This window comes from Coprococcus sp. AM100_B19A (genome assembly GCF_027662015.1).
Lineage (GTDB): Bacteria > Bacillota > Clostridia > Lachnospirales > Lachnospiraceae > Allocoprococcus > Allocoprococcus comes.
The window spans coordinates 18677-34760 of the sequence record NZ_JAQDKN010000013.1 but is presented as its reverse complement, the minus strand read 5'-3'; the positions used below and the strand labels follow the sequence as shown (position 1 = coordinate 34760).

General features: G+C 44.0%; 11 protein-coding genes, 1 tRNA gene and 1 other annotated feature. Of the genes, 4 read left to right on the top strand and 8 right to left on the bottom strand.

Annotated features, from left to right (window positions below):
* Window positions 1-43 precede the first annotated feature (43 nt).
* Window positions 44-2476 (bottom strand): hypothetical protein, encoded by a 2433-nt coding sequence (locus PGQ33_RS12535; protein ID WP_242999973.1) that lies wholly within the window; start codon window positions 2474-2476, stop codon window positions 44-46.
* 165 nt (window positions 2477-2641) lie between these two features.
* On the opposite strand from PGQ33_RS12535, the gene PGQ33_RS12530 reads away from it, so the two are divergent.
* Window positions 2642-3844, top strand: a complete 1203-nt coding sequence (locus PGQ33_RS12530; protein WP_055160590.1) for a helix-turn-helix domain-containing protein — start codon at window positions 2642-2644, stop codon at window positions 3842-3844.
* On the opposite strand, the gene PGQ33_RS12525 is transcribed toward PGQ33_RS12530, so the two are convergent.
* The 5 genes from PGQ33_RS12525 to PGQ33_RS12505 form a co-directional block, all read right to left on the bottom strand.
* Window positions 3836-6262, bottom strand: coding sequence for a glycoside hydrolase family 3 protein (locus tag PGQ33_RS12525; RefSeq protein ID WP_270205838.1), 2427 nt, complete (start codon window positions 6260-6262; stop codon window positions 3836-3838). The two genes, PGQ33_RS12530 and PGQ33_RS12525, sit on opposite strands and share 9 nt — an antisense overlap.
* A gap of 206 nt (window positions 6263-6468) precedes the next feature.
* Entirely contained in the window at window positions 6469-6633 is a 165-nt protein-coding gene (locus tag PGQ33_RS17050) for a sugar fermentation stimulation protein (RefSeq protein ID WP_242655673.1), read from the bottom strand.
* A 92-nt stretch (window positions 6634-6725) separates the two neighbouring features.
* A complete protein-coding gene (locus tag PGQ33_RS12515) occupies window positions 6726-8480 on the bottom strand; it encodes a S8 family peptidase (RefSeq protein WP_270205837.1) in 1755 nt (584 codons plus the stop codon).
* A gap of 67 nt (window positions 8481-8547) precedes the next feature.
* On the bottom strand, window positions 8548-9582 hold the full coding sequence (locus tag PGQ33_RS12510) for a bile acid:sodium symporter family protein (protein ID WP_008369831.1): 1035 nt from the start codon (window positions 9580-9582) through the stop codon (window positions 8548-8550).
* Window positions 9583-9703: 121 nt separating this feature from the next.
* Window positions 9704-9949: a binding site (T-box leader), on the bottom strand.
* Between the two features lie 62 nt (window positions 9950-10011).
* On the bottom strand, window positions 10012-11028 hold the full coding sequence (locus PGQ33_RS12505; protein WP_022220025.1) for a glycosyltransferase family 2 protein: 1017 nt from the start codon (window positions 11026-11028) through the stop codon (window positions 10012-10014).
* Between the two features lie 143 nt (window positions 11029-11171).
* On the opposite strand from PGQ33_RS12505, the gene PGQ33_RS12500 reads away from it, so the two are divergent.
* Window positions 11172-12392: a 6-phosphofructokinase gene (locus PGQ33_RS12500; protein ID WP_270205836.1), complete on the top strand. Its 1221-nt coding sequence runs from the start codon at window positions 11172-11174 to the stop codon at window positions 12390-12392.
* A gap of 250 nt (window positions 12393-12642) precedes the next feature.
* On the opposite strand, the gene PGQ33_RS12495 is transcribed toward PGQ33_RS12500, so the two are convergent.
* Window positions 12643-14193, bottom strand: a complete 1551-nt coding sequence (locus PGQ33_RS12495; protein WP_270205835.1) for a hypothetical protein — start codon at window positions 14191-14193, stop codon at window positions 12643-12645.
* Between the two features lie 572 nt (window positions 14194-14765).
* Between PGQ33_RS12495 and PGQ33_RS12490 the strand changes: the two genes are divergently transcribed.
* Together PGQ33_RS12490 and PGQ33_RS12485 are read left to right on the top strand one after the other, a co-directional pair.
* The gene (locus tag PGQ33_RS12490) at window positions 14766-15266 is read left to right on the top strand and encodes a DNA-deoxyinosine glycosylase (protein ID WP_117824254.1); all 501 of its coding nucleotides are present in this window, start codon (window positions 14766-14768) and stop codon (window positions 15264-15266) included.
* A gap of 160 nt (window positions 15267-15426) precedes the next feature.
* Window positions 15427-15500, top strand: a tRNA-Arg gene (locus PGQ33_RS12485).
* Between the two features lie 200 nt (window positions 15501-15700).
* On the opposite strand, the gene PGQ33_RS12480 is transcribed toward PGQ33_RS12485, so the two are convergent.
* A complete protein-coding gene (locus tag PGQ33_RS12480; RefSeq protein ID WP_008369822.1) occupies window positions 15701-15991 on the bottom strand; it encodes a DUF2325 domain-containing protein in 291 nt (96 codons plus the stop codon).
* Window positions 15992-16084: the final 93 nt, after the last annotated feature.

Genomic DNA, 16084 nt, shown 5'->3' with positions numbered 1-16084 from the left:
TTTCTTATTTTGTAATCTCAAAGTACTCCCTTGGGAACTATGCTTATTCACCGACCACAAGTCTGTACTGGATGCCCGGAACAGAACCGTCCATTGCAAACCGTATTTCATCTCCTGTTTTTTCTCCATTCATTTCGGCAATTACTTCCCCGATCGGATTTAACACCTCCAGTTTCGCATTCTCCGCTTTCACACGGATGCAGCCTTCCAGTGTCTCTGCGTACAGTTTGCCTTTGAACTCCACAGCGGCAAACGGAATCCCCATCAGCTCCGGTCCTTTGCCAAATGTTGTCTCGTCCATACCGGTTGTCCCCATTGCCGTCAAAATATATTCTGACGCGCCATCCATCTTAATTTCATCTTTTGCGATCAGAGCCAGTGTAATCCTTTCGTTTTCCACCTCCACACAGATCTTGTCAGAAAGGGAAATCTCTTCTTCCGGCGCGCCGCTGAAATAGCCGCAGTAAGGTGTGTGGATAGAGAAGCGTGCGTGATCTGGGTCAAAAACGATTTCTTTTGTGTCTGAAATCAGCCTTCCTTCCACATAGCCGGTATCTTCCGGCAGAATACCCCACTCTTTCATCGCACTGTCCATGATTTCGGCAAACGTCCGGTAATCTCCGTTGCCCGATGTCTCTCTGATCCGGTCGAACACAAGTGCTTTTTCTCCAAGATGCACTCCCGGTTGAATTTCTTTCGTGTCTTTCGCAGCATTTGCCAGGCGGTTTTCCTCTTTATAACGCCGGAACGCATCCCTGTATTCAGACCATGCATAGTACACGCCATGTTCCGCATCTGAGAGATCAGCGCCGTTTAAAAATCCGGCATTTACCGCTATGTCCGCATTACCCTGATAACTGTCTCCTCCATCCAGAAATACATTGCGCATAGACGTAATATATGGGAAAAAGGTGGTCGGCATTGCATGGAAAAGGGGCAGTGTTTTCAGGTCATTCTGTGTGTATATAACATCTACGCAGTGTTTTGCTACGGAGACAAGCCCTTTCAAAAAGACAGACGCCATGAATCCCCACTGGCAGATTACCGCCGGATCGTTATATACATCGAATACATTCAATATCTCATCTGCCGGCTGGTCATCCCAGTTCTCGGAGGTATGGTGATTATAAAGAATCAGTCCGTCCCAGTCGTTTAAGCAGGCATATGCTGCCATCTGCACAAACGCCGTGGAATGGAAAGGATGCTCACCATACTCGTTCCACTCGCTGAGCATAAAAGGTTTTCCTTTCACAATCGCCAGTGATCCCAGACTTAAAAGGGTCGTTGCCGCCGATCCCACGCCGGTCTGCATAGTCAGAGGATTCGTAGAGACATATTCCATGGGGCCGGCCACCAGGTATGTATTATTCTCTACTGGAAGGAGAGGATGATTAAAATAGCTGTTATTCTCCATCAAGTCGCCGTCTGTATGCCCATACACATCCGCTGCCCCGGCAATTAAATTGCTGGTAACGACAGGAACTTTTGCCCCGAGGAAATGGATATAGTCTTTCATATCCTGATAGAACTTCCGGTTCATATAGATGCCGAACTCCATAAAGTCGGCATATCTTGCCGGTCCTTCCGGTGCATCCCACTCTCCTTCTGGGTCGCTGACCGGCTGATAGAAACTGCCTTCAATCCCCCGGACGATTCCCCGGGCCGGATCTTCTTCCTCCCCCAGCGCGCAGCAACCGTCCTTTGTCCACGCTTCTTTCAGATGCTCCCGTGTGTGGTACTTCATCAGCAGGAAGTCGTTAAAGCGCTCCTGTACTTCTGCCCGGTAGGGTTTCATCTCTTCCCCTGCATCGCCACCCATATTCCCCTTGATAGCAGTGTCCTCGTTGTTGATTTGGATTGTCACTACCGCCGGATCATCGATAAGCGCCAGTCCCGTATAGGGATTCACATGGCAGAGCAGCTCCTTTGCATACTCTTTCTGGAGTTCAATCATCCGCTGGTTGTACAGACAGTACCGTTTGATACAGGAGGGTGCGCCGCCCGGATACTCCATGCCGTCTCCCTCTTCAAACTTTCTCGCTACAATCAGGTCTATATGGAGATAGATGCCCTTCTCTTTCAGTTTCGCCGCAAAGTAATCGAACCGTTCCAACCCATCCGGGTTGAATTTCCTGCTGGTACCGGATGCATAGTCCAGAAGAGGCGCTTCCCTGCAGCTGCTCCAGCTTCCCGGCTTCTCTCCCACTGGGGCGTCCGCCGCATGGAGACGGATGATGTTTACTCCCATGCTGGCGAACCGTTCTGCCATTCTGTCCGCCGTCTCATGATCCGGCGTATTGGAACGCGCCGCCACATTGAATCCTAAAAACCGCGCTCTCGTACCATCTTCAAAATAAAGATGCCCCTTTTTCGCTTCGACAAACCCATGTTTTCCCGCAGGCGCATCCAGCAGATGAGAGTAATTGAGGACTCCCGTATTCGGTTCTGCCTTGTGTATCCTGATTCGTTGTTTCATTCTGATCTTCCTCCTATCTCTTCCGGCTCCTGCTACCTTATCATTTTTCTTGCACATCAACCTTTCTGATGTCAGACTATCACATGGCAATTTATAAATATTGTAATATTCATTTAATTATTGTAAAATAGAATATATAATTTTAGTTTAAGGAGAGAATGGCCTATGGAAACAGATTATCTATCTATGTGTAAGAATTTTTATGCGGCGACAAAAATCCCGGTCACATTACTGAAAGGCAAATATGCAGTCTATACTTCTTTTAATGATATCACCGGCACATCTCCTGCATACTACCGTGAGGATCTCTTTCCCATGAGCGATCATAATCCGACCTTTTGCAGTGATTCTCCGGATATCGGCTACGGACGCCTTTTAATCGAGAATACCGACTATAATCTGATTCTCGGCCCGGTATTCAACGTTCCTGTCACCGAAGAACTAATTCGCTATTCCTCCAGAGAGAGTGGAGTCTCTTTAGAAAACAGGGAACAGTACGCAGAATTGCTCTATGCAATCCCCCTGCTTGGTCAGGCACAGTTTGCCAATTATCTGGTATTTCTCCATCAGTGCTTCAACCACAAGACTGTCTCCGCAGAACGGCTCTTTCTGGAAAATGACAAGCTCACACTGGAGCGCTTTAACCAACAGACGGATCAAATGGTAGAAGATAAGGAAGAAGGAAATGTTCATAACACCTACTATTTTGAACTGGAATTGTATCAGATAATCAAGAATGGGAATACAGACGCCCTGAAGAAATTTCTCTCTGCCACCCGTGCTCCCCTCAAGGAAGGGAAGATGGCAGGCGCACCCTTGCGGCATGCCAAAAACCTCTTTATCAGCGCTGTAGTAAAAGCCGGTATCATGGGTGCAATCCCGGGCGGTGTGGATATCGAAAAAACATACCAGCTCATAGACTATTACATTCAAGAGTGTGAACAACTGCGCACAATTGAGAAAATCAATCAGCTCCAGTATGTCATGCTTCTGGATTTCTGTCAGCGTGCCGGAGAAACACGCATCCCGGAAGGTATCTCCCCGGATGTCTATCAATGTATGACCTATATCCGGAACCACACAAATGAGCCTATCTCTGTAGAAGCTGCCGCCGCTCATACAGGGCGCAGTGCCTCTTATATGATGAAACACTTTAAAGGTGAACTCGGCATCCGGATGGGCGCTTACATTATGCGCTGCAAGCTGGAAGAAGCAAAAAGTCTTCTGACCTACAGTGAAAAAAGTCTGGCTGAAATCAGCAGCTATCTCTGCTTTTCCAGCCAGTCCTATTTTCAGAATGTATTCAAAAAGCAATACGGTGTCACACCGCTCCAATACCGGAAACAGACAAAAGGCCGGTCAAACTGAAGCGCCTGCGAGTTCCACAGCCATCCGGCAGATCCTGGTGGCATTTTTTATCAATTCCTCTCTTGTAATATGACCGTTCTTGAGAGCTGCCGTAAGGTTATCAATTTCCTGCTGGCTTCCCGGCATAAAAAGATCATTTCCTGCGAGAGCCACCTTGTATGCCTCGGGTGCAGGATATTTCGCATCAGCACTTAATATATCAGAGGATGTTACCCAGTCTGTCATTACAATGCCGTCAAATTCAAATTCACAGCGGAGCACATCCTCAAGAAGTTCTCTATGCTCAGAGGTATGCTTCCCGTTTAACAGATTATAAGATGTCATCAGGGCTTTAGGCTGTGCCAGACGAACACAGATTTCAAACCCTTTTAGATAGATTTCCCTCAGCGCACGTTCACTGACTATACTGTTATTGTTATACCGATTTGTCTCCTGATTATTCGCCGCAAAATGCTTGATGGTAACCCCACATCCGGGATGGCTCTGCACCCCTTTCGTAAGTGCTGCCGCGAATACGCCGCTTATCAGCGGGTCTTCTGAAAAATATTCATAATTCCTGCCGCATCGTATGGACCGATGGATGTTAAGAGCTGGAGCCAGCCACAGATGAATGCCAAACCGCTCCATTTCGCTTCCTACGATATCCCCGCAGCGTTCTGCAAGCAATGGATTCCAGCTTTGGGCGATCGCGGTGCCGATGGGAATTGCCGTCGCATACTGCTCAAAGATCTCACTGTCCTCTCCGGGCTGCGGAATCATGCTGTTCATATATGCGCGCTCATCCTCGGTCAGAAGATTCTGCATTGTCTCCGGCATTGTACTCCCCAGACTATGTATTCCATTCTCATCCCGGAAGCACTTTTGAGAAAGCCGCAGTCCTGCCGGTCCGTCTGCCATAACGATCACGGGGATTTCTCCCACTTTTGCCGTCTCGCCTGCCGCGCCTGCAACCGACATAGAAGCATTACCGATGATGCCTGTCACTCCGCCTCCTGCAACGAAAGCACCCACATTCAGGCTAATCAGTTCTTCATCGGAAAATCCCCCCATCTCCGGCATTGGCTCATCTTTATGCTCATAGACTACTTTCACTATATCCACGCTGAAAATATCTGCTTCCAAAGATTGTATCTTTTTTCCTACTCTGTCCTTTCTCTTTCTTTCCGGCTTCCAGTCTGTGAAATCCGGTTTTCCAAAACAGTTTTTTACTGATTTTATAACCAAAGTTTCCGGTACTGATATGACACCGCAGACTTCCGTATCTCTGCTGCTGTTTCCCATTCGGAGGGTATATTCCCCTTGTTCCAGAATCCATGCCGCCTGTTCTTCGTCGTAAGATGCCAGATCCGTCAGTAAGAATGAAAGTTCAACTGTCTGTTTCTCCCCCGGTTTTAATTCTTCTGTCTTTTTCCATGAAGCCAGAGTCTGATAAGGCTGATCCAGCTTTCCTTCCGGCACAGAAACGTATAACTGTACGACCTCTTTTCCACAGAAATCACCTATATTCACCACTTCTGCACCTATTTCGGCAGTCATTTTATCCAGTTTCAGACCCTTAAAACGGACTTCAAAATTTGTATAGGAGACACCGTATCCAAACGGAAACAGTACCTCTTTATCCACACTGTCAAAATATCGGTATCCCACATAAATTCCTTCCTGATACCGGGTATCATCCTGTTCTCCAAATGACGCAAAATCCGGATAATCCTTCCATTTTGTCCATGTAGTCGTCAATTTGCCGGAGGGATATGTTTTCCCAAGAACAAGATCCGCAAGAGCGCTTCCTGTCTGCACTCCAAGCTGCGACAGAATCAGGATATTCTCCACTTCCATGACAGGTGAAAGATCTACCGGACCTCCTACATTCAGAACCAGCATAAACCTTCTGTACTGCCGTTTCAGCTCAAGGATTGTCCGTCTCTCGCTTTCTGTCAGGAAAATATCGCCTTCCCTCGCTTCCCTGTCATTTCCCTCTCCTGATATCCTTGCAAGGACATAAATGGCTGTCTCACCTTTTACATTCAGTGGCAGATCATATTCCGGCTCCGGCATGACAGCTCCCATCCCTTCGATTACGGGATGTGTATGATGCTCCTGCGCCCTTCTTCGGATTTCTTCTGTAAAACCAGCCTGCGCTTTGTCATATATTTCGTCATAGGCATCAAGCCAGTCTCTGGAAACAATTTCAAACCCAGCTTTCTGAAATCCATCCTCTACTGTCTCAAAGAATCGGGAATTCACCTCTCCGGAACCGGTTCCTCCTTTTACCGTCTTACGCACACCGTTACCATACAGTGCAATCTTTCCCGGCTTGCCAAGGGGGAAATCGCCGTTCTTCTTGAGAAGTACTGTACACTCAGGAAGAAGCGGCCGCAGTATATCCAGATGCTCCTGTTCGTATTTCTGAAGTTCCATAAAGCATGCTCTCCTTTCTGCAAAAGTTCATTTACTGCAGATATTTTATCAAAAGTGCTTTGGGGAATCTTTCAAAATAGTGGATAGAATTGTAAATTAATATCTATAAAAGTCAAAATTTTACTTTTTGTGTGGAAAAGCAAATCCATGCGGAATTTTACTTTTATAAGAAATATTCTGCAATATTTTTTATATTACAGAAAATACTATTTAGTAAAAACAAGCTTTAGTGTACCCGGGACCAAAAATTCCCTGCACCTGCCTGTATTCTTTACATGAACCGTTTCCACCTGCCCATTGATCTCCACATGTGCAATAAACCGATTGGGACGGTCTATGAAACGCCCCTCTGTGATATGTTCGTACTTCATTTTTTCTGCTTGACCACGCTTTCTATTTTTTCTTTGTTCCTCTTTACACACTGTATATGCCATAGCATGTTTTCCTTATATCTACAACATTCTCACTTTGGGAAACTATTCTCCAGGCAAAGTGCTCCATATCCCACCTCACGGTTCGGATACTTTCCAAATCCCGGCAACTCTCTCGCCCCGCGCCGGAGATACGCCTTCACTTTCTCCCCATACAAAAACGGATCATTTCCTCTTACGATCCCCCATTCCATCAAAAGTGCCGATGCTCCTGTCACAAACGGCGTTGCGAAAGAAGTTCCACTCACCACTGTCACCCCTCCGCCAACTGCTGTCGTCCTTACGTTCACTCCCGGTGCCACAAGATCCGGTTTCGTCCTTTCATCCTGCCAGGTATATCCTCTTCCTGAAAAAGATGCATAGGAAAAAGTAAGCGCATCATACGCCCCAACCGATATCACTTTATCTGCAGTCGAAGGAATCGTTAAGGTCACTTCTTCATCCGGATACAAAAATCCTGTCCCCCGGTTCAATACATTCTCACTTGGCAACCACAGATCATACTGCCCTTCCACAACCCTTGTCGGATTCAAAATGATCTGCCAGACTCCCGACGTAATATAATCTGTCACCGGAATCATATCAATATAAATCTCCTGCGCGACATTATACGGGCTCGGTTTTCCATAATATAATAAAATCTCCGTTTCTCCGATCCGGAATCTCTGCGAACCGAGAACAGATTGTATTGGACCGATCCGCGTCCCCGCAGGAGATACAAATGAAATTTCCACTTCGTCCGTATACGCTTTCCAGATCTGAATATTCAATGTTGGTTCATCTGCCTGTACTGCGAGCTGTATTCTTTCTTCTTTTCTTTTCTGCAGCACTCCAGAAGTATGCCCGGCACTTGCTGCTTCATTTCCGGTCCCCACACAGATCACACTCTTCCAGAAATTCGACAGATCATCAATATACCGTTCTACCAGACTCCTGCCGTCATGAGAACCATATGTATTTCCAAAACTCAGATTGATCGCCACCGGCATCCGAAATTCCAGTGCTTTCCTCACCACATAATCCATCGCCTGCATCAGTTCTGTCGTCCGTGGAAATCCGTCTGGCATAGGCGACCCCATTTTTACCACAATCAGCTCACTCTCCGGTGCCACACCGGCATACAGATTTCCGCTTCCTCGTCCATTTCCTGCAGCAATCCCTGCAACTGCAGTCCCATGACCGGATATATCCTGACTTGGTACCATTCTTCTCCTTTCCTCTGACGAGTCAGCCTCAAGTGCCCTGTTAATCTGCTCCTCGGTAAATTCCACTCCCATCCGATAACCATTTGGTGGATTCTTCTCTTCATCCGCATTCGGTTTTAATGACTGATCCCACATCACCCGTATTCTCGTCGTTCCATCTGCATTCCGAAAATCTTCATTCGCATAATCAATCCCCGAATCAATTATCGCCACAAGTACACCCTGTCCACGCAGATCAAGAAAGCGGGTATCCTGCACCTCATTGATACAGGATACCCGCTTCCCATTTGCTATTTGAAAAAATAAACGTTTCGGTTTCTCTATATATTCTACCTCAGGAATATCTGAAAGTAAATCAATCCTGGACTGGCTGATCCGAATGATCGCGTACTCATTCTGAAGTTCAACCACCTGGATTGCCAAGGCTCTTACCTGATCCAGATTGCCCGAATATTTAATAATCAATTCCCATTCCCTGTCAATCGGATGATACCCGACATCCAGGTTCAATGATTTTTCTCTTTCTTGTTCTGTCGCTCCAAGTGCCAGATTTAAAAGATTTTCCAGTTTCTGATCTTCCATATCTTCTTACGCCCTGTAAGTTATTCCTGATATTTTATGACGATCATTCCGAAATTATTTCTGTATTTTATGCTACATTTTCTGCAGCCTGCTTTTTATTTGCAGGCTTTCCTGCTTTTCTCTTATCATATGCTGCAAATAATCCTGCGAGAAGTGTTCCTGAAATAGAATGCCATGTACAGGATACAGCACAGATAATTGCGGATTCCGGTGCAACCGCAAACTGTGCCGTTGTGGTTGCAAGGTTGGTAGCAAGTCCGGCGTTCTGCATTCCAACTTCGATGGAGATTGTTCTCTTCTTTGCAGTATTCATACCAGTCAGTCTTCCTGCGCCGTATCCCAGCAGATATCCAAGTCCATTATGAAGAAATACTGCCACAAAAATTACAACTCCTGATTCAAAGAATTTGTCTCCCTGCGAAGAAACCACTCCGCCAACTACACATGCAAGTCCAAGTACTGCAACTCCAGGCATCACTTTCTGAAGCTCTGTAAATGTTTTTTTCTTTCCAAACAGATAATTCAGTAAAAATCCAAAAGCTACCGGAACAATAACGGTCTCAACAATAGATACAAACATCGGAAGTCCTTTGATCGTAATATGCGTTCCGCTTGCAAGAAGTGAAACCATAAGCGGTGTCATAACCGGTGAAATGATTGTGGATACCGTAGTCATTCCTACGGAAAATGCCACATCTCCGCCACACAGATAAGACATGATATTGGAGGATACACCACCCGGACAACAGCCTACAAGGATCAGACCAAGTGCAATTCCATCCGGAAGCTGAAGTACTTTCGTCAGTGCAAATGCAAGAAATGGCATGATCAGATACTGCGCGATTGCGCCGATACAGATATCAAAAGGTCTCTGTGCCAGAATCTTAAAATCTTCGGTTGTCAGTGTCAGTCCCATGCTGAACATGATGATTCCGATGATGATCGACTGACAGGTGAACTTGTTGGATACCGGATCAACGAACAATGGGTTATTTACCCATCCCATCATTGCCGGTACAAAGAATGTGACTACTGCAATAGCGATTACCACCAATGATGTATAGTCTGATAAAAATTTGCTTGCTTTTTGTAATGCTTTCATTACAGTTTCCTCCTTTTTCTTTTCGTCCACGCAAAACTGTTCTTCTAATCTTCCGATAACAAAATTCACAGGATTTTTTGTATACACAGCAACAAAAAAGTCCCTTCCCAGAATCAATCTGAAAAGGGACGAATAAAATCCGCGTTACCACCCTAATTCCACAGATAATAATCTGCGGCACTTCACATACCAACATATGCTATCCATATAACGGTGGATCCCGGCAAAGTCTACTTGCAGATACTTTTTCTGCTTTGGACCCGCTTCTTAGAGAGGATATCCTTATCCGGTTATTACCTGTTCACACCATCCACAGGCTCTCTGAAAATAATGGCGGATACGACTTTGTTCTCATCAACGAATTTTGGTGAACCATATTTACTTTAACAGTTATTATAGTCTTCTCTTCGGAAATGTCAAGAACGAATTTTAATTAAATCCGACAATTCTTCTCGCCACAATGTACGCCAGAGACGAAATCTTTCTTCCTGATCTGCCCGGAAGATTCATGGTCTGTCCAAGGATTCCGTATCGGATCTTCCAATAAGTTCCGTAGTGATTCTTCTTCAGATACTGCCACAGCTCCCGTTTCTTTTCCAGATTCTCTGCATTTTTGGAACGAATCAGAAGAATCGAAGACACCGTCATCATAATTGCAAGATAATTAGTCATATAGGTCCGCAGTTTTTTATTAGAAATCTTGCGCATATCATACATATCAATCATGCTCTTTGTGACAAAGATCTGCTGATCCACACGACTGATCATCACCTTTTCATTGACAGACTGATCTTCTCTTCCAATGTAATAACGATAAAAATCCACATCCATATAATACATCTTACGCACATGCGGAAGTGGATAGTAAACATAAATATTGTCCACATAGAACGTATGCTTCGGCAGCCTGAGCTGACATAATTTCAGGAAATCTGTCCGGTAAATAACAGAATGCATCAGAATATACTGTCCCAGATGAAAATGTTTCACATCATTCCAGCCAAAAATCTCTTCCTGTGGAAGCACATTCTTGTACTCAATCACTTTCTTGTGCTCCATTCCTTCTTTTTCGTATACATAATTGGCAAGCAGCATATCCACCTGCTTTTCTTCCTCTTCAAACTTTTTCAGAACATCCAGAATCTTGTACAGTGCTTCTTCATCTACCCAGTCATCACTGTCCACAACTTTAAAATATTTTCCCTCTGCGTGGTCAAGACCTGCATTGACCGCATCTCCGTGTCCACCATTTTCCTTATCAACTGCACGGACGATCGTTGGATACTTTTCTTCATACTCATGTGCAATCTTTGAAGTATCATCCTTTGATCCGTCATTAACTATGATGATCTCTACATCTTCTCCACCTTTTAAAATAGATTCCACTGCCCGGTCCATATAAGCTGCCGAGTTATAACACGGAATCGCAAACGATATATATTTCATGTGTATTCTCCTTCTCAATTTAAAGCTCACGTTCCTAGTATAGCCTAATTTTTTTTGTTTTCCAACTGATATTGTAAATTTCACATTTTTCGGCTATAGTTAAAGCTATATGATTACTATGAATAAAGAGGAGGATTTCAACTATGAATCACAATTTACTGGTCGGACAATCAGGTGGTCCTACTGCTGTAATCAACGGAAGTCTCTATGGTGTTGTCTCAGAAGGTCTGGCAAATCCGGAGATTGATAATGTCATCGGTATGGTCAACGGTATCGAAGGTTTTCTTGCCGATCACACAATAGACATGGCACCTTTAAAAGAAAATGGCGAACTGGAACGTATCCGCACCACACCGGGTTCATATCTTGGTTCCTGCCGTTATAAATTACCGGAAGATCTTTCCGATCCGGTTTATCCTGAACTTTTCCAGAAATTTACCGAAAAAGAAATCAGCTATTTCTTCTATATTGGCGGAAATGATTCTATGGATACCGTAAGTAAATTATCCCGCTACGCAGCAACAGTCGGAAGTAATATCCGCATCATCGGAGTTCCGAAAACCATCGACAACGATTTGGTTCTGACCGATCATACCCCGGGCTACGGAAGTGCTGCCAAATATGTTGCTTCTACAGTACGCGAAATTGCAATTGATGCCTCTGTCTATGATAATAAACCATCTGTCACCATCGTCGAGATCATGGGACGCCATGCCGGATGGCTGACCGCCGCAAGCGTTCTTGCCCGCAAATTTAAAGGCGATAATCCGGTTCTTATTTATCTTCCGGAAGTTGCTTTCTCCCCGGATGCATTTATCGAAAAGGTAAAAGAAAAGCTTACTAAAACTTCTAATCTCGTTGTCTGCATTTCCGAAGGAATCAACGATGGTAACGGAACCTTTGTCTGCGAGCTTGCAAGTGATGTCGGCACAGATACTTTCGGTCATAAAATGCTGACTGGCTCCGGAAAGTATCTTGAAAATCTCGTAAAAGAAAAGCTTGGTATCAAAGTACGCTCTGTGGAACTCAATGTCTGCCAGAGATGCTCTTCCTCCTGTTTATCTGCCACAGATCTGAACGAAGCCGCTGCTTCCGGCCGTTTTGCTGTAAGTGCCGCTTTAGATGGTGAAACAGGAAAGATGATCAATTTTATCCGTAAGAGTGATGACCCATACATCCTTGAATTCGGAACTGCAGACGTGAACGAAATCTGTAATAAAGAAAAAGCTGTTCCTGAAGAATGGATCACAAAAGACGGTTCCGACATCGGAGATGAATTCATCGCTTATGCCCGCCCACTGATCCAGGGAAGTGTAGAAGTACCTATGAAAGATGGGCTTCCATACTTCGCATTCCGCAAATAGTCTTGTTCACAATTTGTTCATTTATCTTTCAAAAAACCTTCATTTGTTAAACACTCTTTCTTCACAAGTGTTTTATATACTAGAATCATCAAATGAAGAACATAAAAGATAAAAGATTTCAAACAAATCATTTAATAAGACGTGCAGAAGTTAATAATAGAATAACTTTTTCATAATACATGCCGGGGGCTTTTAAGTCACCCGGCATCCTCCCTTTTATGGGACTTTTTCAAAAATTTCTTTCAGCGTTTTATTCTCCAACCCGGATATTTTCTCCATCGATCACAATTTTATATTTTCCCTGAAGCTGTTTAAACGCTTCTGATTCTGCAAGCTCAGGAACTGCCTGGATGGCCTTTTTTACTGCTTCTGCACATAATTCTCTTTCCATTTCCGGATTCTCACAATAACGCTCCAGATAGTTCATCCACAACCTTTCTGAATCCGGTAATACTTCAACCGCCTCTCTGCTGATCTCCCACACTTTCTCATATTCCTGCGCTTCTTCATAAATCAACTGCAACTTTTCATAAATCTCTTCTAATTCTTCTTCATTCGATTCTAATTTTCTGATCTGTTCATATTGTTCAGCTGCTTTTAAATTCTCACCAAGTTTAAAATAGCTTTCTGCAAGATATTTTCTGACCTCGCACTCCTTTTCTCCATTTGTATCCCACCGGTACCACGCCTGTCTTCTAATCATCTCCTCACCAATTCTCTTTGTCAGCCTGTTCCATTTTTCACTCTCTTCCAGAACACTTACCTTCAATAGCGGGTATTGGTACAAATACACTTTCATCTGTATTTTTTCTGCACGTTTCTCCAATTCATCTAATATTTTTTTTACTGCATCTTCTGCGTTTAATCCATCCTCCTGCTGTATACTCCCTTCTTCCAGACTCGCTATGACTACCCGGTATGCATCGGAAAACTCTGTCTCCTGCATTTCCTTATCGAGACTATCCAGGCTATTCACATAATCTTCCCACGCTACATAATAAATAAGTCCCATTTCCAGATAAGGACTGTCCCCATTTTGTTCCACAACCTCTTTTGTCTCCTTTTTCTCCTTTACTCCTTCCTGAACTCCCGCCTCTGGCTGATCCTGATCCGCTGCAATCGCTTTTGTTTCCGGCTTTTTCACTGTCCCTCCGATGATTGCTGCACTCATGATACAAACCGCCAGAATTGCAAGCAAAATCTTTTTTGCCGAAACATTATCCCTCGGTCTTTCCATTTCCCTTTCCAGAAAACCAATTTCTTTTTGCATATTTTTTAATACTTTTATGGCATTTTTCCCACTGCTATAACACTTTCCAAGCATTCTTTTCCAGACTCGCTCTTCTTTCCGTGTAAATGCCTTTGGATCCAGACATTTTTTTGCTGTAAATTCCATTATCTTTGCCAGACCATACAGATCATCCGACCGTTCTGTCTTCTGCGAAAGAACCCTTTCTTTCCTTACAAAAAGCATACGAAGCTTTTTCTTCTTCATCTGCTTTAAAAGTTCCTCGTTTTCCGGTTCATTGATATCCAGAAGACAAAGCATTCCGTCTCCGGTTATGATCACTGCATATGGGTTCACATATCCATACGCCGCATCCTCATTTCCACAACGATAATACTGTTCCAGCTGTTTTGAAAGCTGTCTGATCCAGTCAAATACTGTTTCTTTTTCCACCCGGATCCCCTGTTTGATATACTCCATCAAAGAACAGCCTTTTGCATAGTCATTTACCATATAACTCCAGCCATTCTGATCCACAAAACGGAGTACCGCATAGTCTCTTCTTTCTTCCATCCTGTTCCTCCCTGTGTCTGTTCATTCATATTAACTTGTCCCGAAAATGCCACATTGAATCATGTGTCTGATATCATATACTTTTCTTGTGATCTGTTTCAAAATAGAGAATGTCACCCGGCGTATCTTCAGAGTATTTCATTATACCGGATGCAATTTCCTGTAAAATAAAATTAGAATCGAATTAGAGTGACTTCACTATACACTGACATCCGCCACTTTACAAGCAGAACTTTTTTCAATAATTCACAAACTTTTTATTCCAAAACCAGTCACTAATCTTTTTATTTTCTATAATCTCCTGACAGTCACAGGGATTCCAGGGTTTGTGCATTCTGCCAGACTGGTTACTGTTCACAGTACCTGTGACCAGCAACGCATCTCGCCATTTTAAATCGCCTTTGGCGATGGGCGAGATGCCATTCAAGATAAAAAGTGCATCCTCCGTGCCAATCAGCGTAGTGATTGACACGGGAGTGAACAGTAACCCAGACTGTACTTTTTCCCACTTGCTTTTCACTCCCGTATCGCTTATCCTTTTATTGAATATATTTATGAAAGAAGGCATACCTATGGCTCAATCTTCACATGTACTTCACGAAATCCATCCTGTATTTAACACAGACTCCCGCATTCTGATCCTTGGGAGCTTCCCTTCTGTAAAATCACGGGAAAGTCAGTTTTTCTACGGGCATCCAAGAAACCGTTTCTGGGATCTTCTTGCCACACTTACAGGTGAACCACTTCCTGCCGGCATAGAAGAGAAAAAATCACTGCTCCTTGCACACCACATTGCCGTCTGGGATGTGATCGCCTCTTGTGATATCGAAGGCTCCAGTGACAGCAGTATCCACAATGTCGTTCCCAATGACCTTTCAGAGATTCTTCAGACGGCATCCATTCGGCAGATTTTCACCAACGGTGGCACTGCAGACCGCTTATATAAAAAATACTGTTTTCCACAAACTCAGCAAAAAGCAATCTGCCTGCCGTCCACAAGTCCGGCAAATGCAGCCTGGTCAAAGGAACGCCTGCTTACCAAATGGAATCAGATCTGTCCTTATCTTGAATAAGAGCCAGCAAACTTGCCTTAATCGCCCCGTTCAAAAATGAGTTTCAAAAATGAGATCAAAAGTTTTTTAACTTTTTTCATTTTAGTGCTTGACATATTGTCTTTCCTGATGTATACTCAATTTTGTTGTTGAGCAACACAGTTCAACACACAATATAAATGTGCGTTTAGCTCAGCTGGATAGAGCGTTTGGCTACGGACCAAAAGGTCGGGGGTTCGAATCCTCTAACGCACGCTGTAAGAGGTCTTTCGTGAGAAAGACCTCTTTTTTATATGTGCCAATCTGGGCACATATAAAAAGTGCCCAGATAATTTTCATACCAGGACACATTCATTTCATTTCTTTTCGCTTTTCCACTCTGCATTCTATCCAAGTGCCACATCCAGCGTCGTTCCAATAAAAGGGATCATGATCCCGGTAAATAAATTCATGCTTTAAACTGCTGCTCCTGCTTCCTGTGTTAAAATTTCTGTCAGAGCCGCACCACTGCTTGTATGACTGCGAACCACCTTCGCATTGCTTCTTTTTGCCTCATCAAGCGCGGTTTTTACCATCTTGTGCGATACTGTATTTGTAAAAAGTACAAACAGGTCAGGCTGTCCAAGCTGCTTATTCAGATCGGCAGACATATGCGTAAATACTTTAGCTTTACATTTAAACTGTTTGCATATTTTTTTATACTGACAGACCATTCTGTCATGACCTCCTACAATTACAACGCTCATTCTTATCCATCTCCTTAATTCATTCTAATAACGATTGTGATTTTTTTGTATGCCGCCCCGCAGAAACGGAGCGGCTCTTTTTTGATGATTATT

Bases quoted from the DNA above. Each gene is read 5' to 3' on its own strand.
- PGQ33_RS12535 (WP_242999973.1), bottom strand. From the start codon at position 2,476: ATGAAACAACGAATCAGGATACACAAGGCAGAACCGAATACGGGAGTC.
- PGQ33_RS12530 (WP_055160590.1), top strand. From the start codon at position 2,642: ATGGAAACAGATTATCTATCTATGTGTAAGAATTTTTATGCGGCGACA.
- PGQ33_RS12525 (WP_270205838.1), bottom strand. From the start codon at position 6,262: ATGGAACTTCAGAAATACGAACAGGAGCATCTGGATATACTGCGGCCG.
- PGQ33_RS17050 (WP_242655673.1), bottom strand. From the start codon at position 6,633: ATGAAGTACGAACATATCACAGAGGGGCGTTTCATAGACCGTCCCAAT.
- PGQ33_RS12515 (WP_270205837.1), bottom strand. From the start codon at position 8,480: ATGGAAGATCAGAAACTGGAAAATCTTTTAAATCTGGCACTTGGAGCG.
- PGQ33_RS12510 (WP_008369831.1), bottom strand. From the start codon at position 9,582: ATGAAAGCATTACAAAAAGCAAGCAAATTTTTATCAGACTATACATCA.
- PGQ33_RS12505 (WP_022220025.1), bottom strand. From the start codon at position 11,028: ATGAAATATATATCGTTTGCGATTCCGTGTTATAACTCGGCAGCTTAT.
- PGQ33_RS12500 (WP_270205836.1), top strand. From the start codon at position 11,172: ATGAATCACAATTTACTGGTCGGACAATCAGGTGGTCCTACTGCTGTA.
- PGQ33_RS12495 (WP_270205835.1), bottom strand. From the start codon at position 14,193: ATGGAAGAAAGAAGAGACTATGCGGTACTCCGTTTTGTGGATCAGAAT.
- PGQ33_RS12490 (WP_117824254.1), top strand. From the start codon at position 14,766: ATGGCTCAATCTTCACATGTACTTCACGAAATCCATCCTGTATTTAAC.
- PGQ33_RS12480 (WP_008369822.1), bottom strand. From the start codon at position 15,991: ATGAGCGTTGTAATTGTAGGAGGTCATGACAGAATGGTCTGTCAGTAT.